The organism is Stenotrophomonas sp. Sm6012 (genome assembly GCF_030985895.1).
GTDB lineage: Bacteria > Pseudomonadota > Gammaproteobacteria > Xanthomonadales > Xanthomonadaceae > Stenotrophomonas > Stenotrophomonas forensis.
In genome coordinates, this window is sequence record NZ_JAPTFX010000178.1 from 1 (window position 1) to 7972 (window position 7972).

The following is a 7972-nucleotide window of genomic DNA, read 5'->3' on the forward strand; positions in this document are numbered from 1 at the left end:
TTCCGTTGGCGTAGCCGGCCAGCGGCCGGCACTACCCATTCCTTACGCCACGGCGCGCTTGCCGGTGCGGTAGATCAGCCAGCCGACCAGGAACAGCACGGCCAGGCCGATCCACTGTGCGCCCGGCAGGTGGAACGGCACGGCCAGCACGTCGGCGCGGCTGCTGACCACGATCGGCACGGCGATGGCAATGCCCATCAGCGCTTCGCCGGTGATCAGGCCAGCGGCAAACAGCACGCCCGGCTTGTGCACGCGGTCGCGGCCCTCTTCGTCATCGGCGCGCACCTTGTGGAAACGCTCGACCAGATGGGCAATCAGGCCACCGAGGAAGATCGGCACCATCAGCTCCAGCGGCAGGTAGATACCGATGGCGGCAGCCAGCACCGGCACGCGGAAACGTGCATTGCGCGACTTCAGCCAGCTGTCGAAGGCGATGATCGCGGCGCCGACCACGGCACCGATGCCGATGAAGGTCCACGGCAGTTCACCACCAAACAGGCCCTTGGCCACCGAGGCCATCAGGTTGGCCTGCGGCGCGGCCAGCGCGTTCGGGTGCAGCTCGGACTTGACGCCGATGCCGTAGGCGGTGGCCAGCAGGTTCAGCACCGGGGCCATGATCAGCGCGCACGAGAACGCACCGATGCCCAGCATCAGCTGCTGCTTCCACGGGGTGGCGCCGACAATGTAGCCGGCCTTGAGGTCCTGCAGGTTGTCACCGCCAACCGCGGCAGCACAGCACACCACCGCGCCGATCATGATCGCGGCCACCGCACCCAGCGGCGCACCGAAGGCACCGACCGGCTGCAGGCCATCCTTGCCCAGCAGCAGCACCAGCACCGCCGAGGCGAACAGGATGGTGGAAATGGTGATGCCCGAGACCGGGTTGTTGGACGAACCGATCAGGCCGGCCAGGTAGGCCGAGACCGAAACGAACAGGAAGCCGGCGACGATCATGATGAGGGTCATCGGGATCGACACATGCCACTGGCCGACGATGGCCTGGTACAGGGCCAGCAGCGGCAGCACGAAGACCACCAGGGCCACCAGCATCCACTTCATCGGCAGGTCGCGCTCGGTGTGCGCCAGTACCGGGCCACCGCTCTTGCGCGCAGCCGCGAAGCCGCTCTTGACGCCGTTCAGCAGCGACTTGCGCAGCGAGATGAGGGTCCAGATGCCACCGATCAGCATCGCGCCGACGCCCAGGTAGCGCATCTTCGCGCCCCAGATGGCGAACGCGGCCTCGGTGGACGAGGCGGTGGCAACCGACGCGGCCAGGGCCGGATCGGTATTCATGAAGAATGCCTGGTAGATCGGAATGGCGATGTGCCAGGTCAGGATCGAACCGGACACCACCACGATGCCGACGTTGAGGCCGACGATGTAGCCCACGCCGAGCAGCGCCGGCGACAGGTTGGTACCGATGAAGGCGGTGATCTTGGAGCTGCCGACGTAGGCCGAGGTGGCCCAGGCATCGGGAATCAGGCGCATGCCGCTTTCGGCGGCCAGCTTGACGAAGGCACCGATCACCGCCGACAGGCCGAGGATCTTCAGGCCCGGGCCCGGGTTCTCACCGGCCTTGAGCACTTCCGCCGCTGCCTTGCCTTCCGGGAACGGCAGCGGGTCTTCGACGATCATCGAACGGCGCAGCGGCACCGAGAACAGCACGCCCAGCAGGCCGCCCAGCCCAGCGATGCCCAGCACCCACCAGTACTTGAAGTCGGGCCAGTAGCCCATGATCACCAGCGCGGGGATGGTGAAGATCACACCGGCGGCGATCGACGAACCGGCCGAAGCACCGGTCTGCACGATGTTGTTCTCGAGGATAGAGCCACCGCCCAGCAGGCGCAGCACGCCCATGGAAATCACCGCGGCGGGAATGGCGGTGGCGATGGTCAGGCCTGCGAACAGACCAAGGTAGGCGTTAGCGGCCGACAGCACTACCGCCAGCACGATGGCCAGGGCCACTGCGCGGAAGGTGAGCTGCTTGGGCGCAGCGTCGTGGTTCATGGAAGCCCCTGCTGGCAAAAAATCCTGGTCACGCTAGCGTTCAGGGGGCGTCACGTCCAGTGCGGTTCGGGAGGGTTGCAGCCGGGTCGCCGGTGGGGTAGTCGCTTTTGACCAAACTCGGCCAACGCATCAAGCTCATCAGGCACATCCCAATGGGCTGCCGGGTACCGGATACCGCGATCCCCCTGCCCCACACCGGCCAGGCCAGCCACCGCTGCAGCATTCCAGCCAACATCGTTTGAAGTGTCTCGACTCCCCATGCATCGTGTTCACGATCCAAATGCTGTCGCCGAGCCGACCTATGAAAAACACACTTCGTATGCGCCCGATCAAGGGACCGGTCATGGCCATCGTGACCTTGCTCTGCTCGCTGCCCCTTTGTGATCACGCATCGGCCTGGAGTCGCGTTGGCGCGATCGAGGTCACTGACCACGCCGGCAGACCCTGTTTCGGGCTTCCCAGGAAAGAGCGCAAGCGTATCGGCGAGACTCCTCAGGTGTTTGGTGTGGAGGTGCATGACGCGATTACTCCACCGCTACGGCGGCTATGGTCTTTCGACTTTTCCTATCCCGCGTCACTCCCGCTTCCACCCGGCGCTTGCGTCCTCTATGGAGAAGTGCCAGCCAACGCCGCTGCAGGGCAAGCGGCCATGACGCTGCAGTCTGGACGCCTGTACAACGTCACGATGTCGGCCACCAGAACGGGCGCCACCCGGTTCTATAGCGCCCGATTCTGCGTGAAGGCGAACGCCGATGGCAGCCTGCGGGCGATCCAGGTCCGCTACGACGACGCTCTGGGCTGGAGTCCTGCGGTCTGCTTGCCCTGAGCTGATGGACGCGCTCGTCGGCATCTCTCAGCGCCTGCTGGAAACGGGCAATTGTTATGTTATATCCTGTCGCGCCGAACGAACATCGCACGTGGCTTCTCCTTCCTCCCCTCGGCTGGCCTCCATCGACCAGCTGCGCGGCACCGTCATGCTGCTGATGCTGCTCGACCACGTGCGCGAGACCTTTTTCCTGCAGCACCAGGTCGGCGACCCGATGGATGCGGCCAGCGTATCCCCTGCCCTGTTCGCCTGCCGCCTGCTGGCCCATCTGTGCGCCCCGGTGTTCGTGCTGCTCACCGGCCTGTCGGCGTGGCTGTACGGCCAGCGCCAGGCCGACCCGCGCCGCGCGATCGCCGCCTTCCTGCTCAAGCGCGGCCTGTTCCTGGTGGTGCTGGAACTGACCCTGGTCAACTTCGCCTGGACCTTCCAGTTCCCGCCGGACACGCTGTACCTGCAGGTGATCTGGGCCATCGGCCTGAGCATGATCGCGCTGGCCGGCCTGCTGTGGCTGCCGCGCCCGGCGCTGCTGGTGCTGGGCGTGCTGCTGGTGGCCGGCCATAATCTGTTCGATGGCGTGCGCGTGGAAGGCGACGGCGTGCTGGCCGTGCTGTGGAAAGTGCTGCACCAGCGCGACTGGATCGAGACCGGCGTGTTGCGCCTGCGCACGTCCTACCCGGTACTGCCGTGGATCGGGGTGATCGTGCTGGGCTACCTGATGGGGCCGTGGTTCGCGCGCGATCGCGATCCGACGCAACGCCAGCGCTGGCTGCTGTGGGCCGGGCTGGCCGCACTGTCAGCCTTCGCCCTGCTGCGCCTGGCCAACGGCTACGGCGAAGCGCCGTGGCAGCACCAGGACAGCACCCTGCGCACCTGGATGAGCGTGTTCAACGTGACCAAGTACCCGCCTTCGCTGCAGTTCCTGCTGCTGACCCTGGGCGTGGGCCTGTTGCTGCTGCGCCTGTACGAATGGCCGCCAGTGGCCCGCGCCCTGCGCCCGCTGGCCGACATCGGAGCGGCGCCGATGTTCTTCTACCTCCTGCACCTGTATGTGCTCAAGCTGCTGTACGTGGCTGCGCTGGCCACGTGGGGCCCCACCCACGGCAGCCTGTACGCGCTGGATTCGGTGGCCGGCCTGCTGATGGTGGCCTGCGCGCTGGCGGTGGCGATGTACCCGCCGACGCTGCTGTTCGGCCGGTTCAAGGCCCGCCGCCGCGACCTGGCTTGGCTGCGCTACCTGTAGGCCGCCAATCGGGCAGCCATCCACGCATGGCGTGGATCTACTGAAGGCGGGCACGGCGCTACCGGGCGCGCCCGCGGCTGCAGGCCTATAATCGCGCCCTTTCCGCTGTTCCCGCCGTCGATGACCGTTGCCGCTACCGCCTCCGACGACTTCCTGGGCCATCCCAAGGGCGTCTACGTCTGCTTCTTCACCGAGATGTGGGAGCGCTTCTCCTTCTACGGCATGAAGGCGCTGCTGCTGCTCTATCTCACCAAGTACCACCTGTTCGGCGACAAGGCCGGGCTGGACCTGCTCGGTGCCTACGGCGGCCTGGTGTACTGCATCCCGGTGTTCGGCGGCATGCTGGCCGACCGCTGGCTGGGCATGCGCCGGGCGGTGCTGTTCGGCGGCATCCTGCTGGTGCTCGGCCACCTGGGCATGGCCTTCGAGGGCCACGCCGCGTACCGGGTGAACGGTGAAGTGGTGCGCGACACCTCGGCGCTGGCGGTGACCTACCTGTCGCTGGCGCTGATCATCATGGGCGTCGGCTTCCTGAAGCCGAACATCTCCACCATCGTCGGCAAGCTCTACGCCAAGGACGACCCGCGCCGTGACTCGGGCTTCTCGCTGTTCTACGCCGGCATCAACCTGGGCGCGCTGTTCTCCTCGCTGGTGTGCGGCTTCCTCGGTGAGGCCTACGGCTGGAAGTACGGCTTCGGTGCGGCCGGCATCGGCATGCTGGCCGGCCTGGCGATGTTCCTGTGGGGCCAGAAATACCTGCAGGGCCATGCCGAACCACCGCAGCCGGCCGCACTGAAGCAGAAGGTGCTGGGCCTGCCCCGCGAATGGCTCATCTATCTGTGCGCGGTGCTCGGTGTGCTGCCGGTGGCGTGGCTGATGTGGGCCGCCGGCAACGGCGCCTTCGCGCTGGGCGGTGAAATCAGCCTGGCGCTGATGCTGATGCTGGTGGTGCTGGGCGGCGTGCTGGTCTGGTTCGCCTGGTTCACCGGCACGAAATGCACGCCGGTACAGCGCCAGCAGATGATCGCGCTGATGGTGCTGATCTTCATGGCGCTGGTGTTCTTCACGATGTACGAGCAGTCGTATGGCTCGTGGGTGACCTTCACCGACCGCCTGCTGACCAAGGACATCGTGCCGTCGCTGGTGATCTCCGGCGGTACGCCGCTGCCGTGGTCGATCATCTCGCTGCTGCTGGCACCGCTGGGCTTCGTGGTCAGCGCGCGCCTGTCCGAGCGGCGCCCCGGTTCGGCCGCACCGCGTGCGTTCTTCATCGGCATCGTGGCACTGATGCTGGTGCTGCTGGTGCGCGACTGCCTGGTGATTCCGCAGACCGCCGGTTCGCTGACCTACCTCGGCGGCCTGTTCCTGGTACTGCTGGCACCGGCCTTCGCCGCGTTGTGGACGTGGATGGACCGCCGCGGCTGGGAGCCGGGCAAGCCGGTGAAGTCGGCATGGGGCCTGGTGATCGGTGCGCTGTCGTTCGTGCCGCTGGCGCTGGCGGCGCAGCAGGTCGGCGCCACCGGTGAGATGGCCAGTGTCTGGTGGCTGGTGCTGGCCTACTTCCTGCTGGCCAGCGGCGAGATGTGCCTGTCGCCGGTCGGCCTGTCGGCGGTGACCCAACTGGCGGTACCACGGGTGATGAGCCTGATGATGGGCACCTGGTTCCTGGCCACTGCGTTCTCGGAAACGCTTGCCGCACTGTTCGGCAAGCTCGCTGCCATCGAGGTGCCGGAAGGCGAATCACTCGACATGGTGGCTGCCGCCGGTGCCTATGCGCACCTGTTCTGGCTGCTGATGTGGATCGGCCTGGGCTGTGCCGTGCTCGCCTTCATCGCTGCGCCGCTGTTGAAGCGGATGATGCACGGGGTGAAGTAAGGCCCCGTGCAGCGGCGCCCGCTCAGGGCGCCTTTTCCACCGATGCTGCAACCTGGGCGTTTGCCCCGCCCAGGTGCTTCGACAGGAACGCCAGCAGGCGCGTGTAGTAATCGCGCTGGCTGGCTTCGCCGTAGAGGCCATGCCCTTCGCGCGGGTAGTACACCGCTTCCACCGGCACCCCGGCCTGCTTCAGGGCCGCTTCCATCCGCTGCGTGTGCTGCACCGGCGCACGCGCGTCTTCGCGCCCGGCCGCCAGCAGCACCGGCACCGTGATCCGGGCCGCCAGGTTCACTGGCGAGACCGCTGCCAGTGCCGCGGGATCGCCGAGCCATTCATTCAGGTAGTTCACGCCCGAAGCGCGGTCCTGGATATCACCACGCTTGAACATCAGCGGCAGGTCGTACACGCCCACATAGCCCGCTGCGCACCGGTACAACGCCGGCTCACGCACGGCGCCCATCATGGCCGAGTACGCACCGTAGCTGGCGCCATAGATGCAGATGCGCTGCGGGTCGGCGATGCCTTCGGCAATGGCCCAGCGGGTGGCGTCGGTCACGTCATCCTGCATGGCCTGGCCCCATTGCTTCGCCGCAGCCTGGGTGTGGGCGCGACCATAGTTGCCCGACCCGCGGAAATTGACCTGCAGCACCGCATAGCCGGCTGCGGCCAGCAGCTGGTTGTCACGCTCGAAGCCACCATCATCGAATTCGCCGATGGGCCCGCCGTGCGGCATCACGACCATCGGCAGGCGGCGGCCGTCACTGCCCTTGGGTACGGTCAGGAAGCCGTGCAACGGCAGGCCATCGCGCGCAGTGAGGGCGATCGGACGCACGCTGGCAGCTCCGTCGCGGTCGAACCAGCGCTGGCGCGCGGTCAGGAACGCCGCTTCCCGGGTGGCGGTATTGAACATGAACCAGTCGCCGGGATTGCCGCCCGAACTGACCTTGACCAGGATGCGCGCGTTGTCACGGGTGGCCGACAGCAGGCTGACCCGCTGGCCTGGGAAGGCCTTTTCCAGCATGCGCTGGATCCGTGCAGTGGGCGACTGCTCGTCGAAGAACGCGCTGCGCGCACTCGCTCCCACGAACTGCACGCCGACCGGCACACGGCTGCCCGGCTGGTAGATGATGGAGGCCGGGTCGACCACCGCGTCGCGCAGCAGGGTTTGCCGCTCGTCGGTCTGCGGATTCCAGCTGACCACCGCATCCGCGCCGGCGGCCTGTTCGACGATCAGGTAGGCCAGGTGGTTGTCGGCGGAAAAACCGATGGGGCGTTCGATGCGGTGGCTGCTGCCCTCGTCGTTGAGCAGGGTCCAGCGCCCATCGTCCTGCCGGTAGTAGAGCTTGTTGATGTTGTCCGCGGCGGCGCCGCGGGCAAAGCGCAGTACACCGGCGTTGTCGGTGGTGAACGTTGCCCGCTGCACCGGCGAGCGCGAGACCAGCACGCGGCGGCCGGTGATGACGTCCATCCGCTCAAGCCGTGCGCTGGTGTCGTTGGCGAACGGCCACAGCGAGATCAGCACGTTGCGCTCGTCTCCGGACAGCGGATCGGCCAGGAACGCCGCCACCGGCTCGACCACGCGGCCGCTGACCAGGCCCGGCTCATCCGGTCGCGCGCGGTAGCCGACCAGAAGATCCCCCCGCTTGCCATCGGCATCCATCGCGTAGAGCTCGCCGGTGGACCGCGGCGCATCCAGCGCGCCCCACTTCTCGGCCAGCCCGATCAGCAGGCGATTGTCGCTCACCCAATCGACGCTGTTGGCGTGGTTGTTGCGCGGCGGCCGGAAATTGCCGACCAGCTCCATGGTGCGGGTGCGCAGCACGGCCACCGCCGTTGCCCCTTCCAGCGGCAGGGTCATGGCCAGGTATTCGCCGGTGGGCGACAGCTGGATGTCGTTGAACTCGGCGCGCCGCAGGTAGTCGTCCAGCGCGATGCCGGCCGTGTGCGCATGGCCGGCACCGCACAGCGACAGCAGGACGGCGAGCAGCAATGCATGCTTCATGGTGTCCCCTTTTGACCCGGGC

5 protein-coding genes are annotated in these 7972 nt (G+C 67.1%); 3 read left to right on the forward strand and 2 right to left on the reverse strand.

The window, feature by feature from the left end; genetic code table 11:
* Positions 1-42: 42 nt before the first annotated feature.
* A complete protein-coding gene (locus O0J73_RS20270) occupies positions 43-2007 on the reverse strand; it encodes an oligopeptide transporter, OPT family (RefSeq protein ID WP_006424097.1) in 1965 nt (654 codons plus the stop codon).
* A 343-nt stretch (positions 2008-2350) separates the two neighbouring features.
* On the opposite strand from O0J73_RS20270, the gene O0J73_RS20275 reads away from it, so the two are divergent.
* The 3 genes from O0J73_RS20275 to O0J73_RS20285 all read left to right on the forward strand — a co-directional run bounded on the left by O0J73_RS20275 (position 2351) and on the right by O0J73_RS20285 (position 5948).
* Complete coding sequence (locus O0J73_RS20275; protein WP_308309488.1) at positions 2351-2833, forward strand: hypothetical protein; 483 nt, start codon at positions 2351-2353, stop codon at positions 2831-2833.
* A 91-nt stretch (positions 2834-2924) separates the two neighbouring features.
* Positions 2925-4073, forward strand: a complete 1149-nt coding sequence (locus O0J73_RS20280) for a heparan-alpha-glucosaminide N-acetyltransferase domain-containing protein (RefSeq protein ID WP_308309489.1) — start codon at positions 2925-2927, stop codon at positions 4071-4073.
* A gap of 120 nt (positions 4074-4193) precedes the next feature.
* Complete coding sequence (locus O0J73_RS20285) at positions 4194-5948, forward strand: oligopeptide:H+ symporter (RefSeq protein ID WP_308309490.1); 1755 nt, start codon at positions 4194-4196, stop codon at positions 5946-5948.
* A gap of 22 nt (positions 5949-5970) precedes the next feature.
* Here the strand turns inward: O0J73_RS20285 and O0J73_RS20290 are convergent, their stop codons facing one another.
* Positions 5971-7950 (reverse strand): prolyl oligopeptidase family serine peptidase, encoded by a 1980-nt coding sequence (locus O0J73_RS20290; RefSeq protein WP_308309491.1) that lies wholly within the window; start codon positions 7948-7950, stop codon positions 5971-5973.
* Positions 7951-7972 lie beyond the last annotated feature (22 nt).

Excerpts from the sequence above, each read along its gene's own strand:
- O0J73_RS20270 (WP_006424097.1), bottom strand. The coding sequence starts at position 2,007 with ATGAACCACGACGCTGCGCCCAAGCAGCTCACCTTCCGCGCAGTGGCC.
- O0J73_RS20275 (WP_308309488.1), top strand. The coding sequence starts at position 2,351 with ATGGCCATCGTGACCTTGCTCTGCTCGCTGCCCCTTTGTGATCACGCA.
- O0J73_RS20285 (WP_308309490.1), top strand. The coding sequence starts at position 4,194 with ATGACCGTTGCCGCTACCGCCTCCGACGACTTCCTGGGCCATCCCAAG.
- O0J73_RS20290 (WP_308309491.1), bottom strand. The coding sequence starts at position 7,950 with ATGAAGCATGCATTGCTGCTCGCCGTCCTGCTGTCGCTGTGCGGTGCC.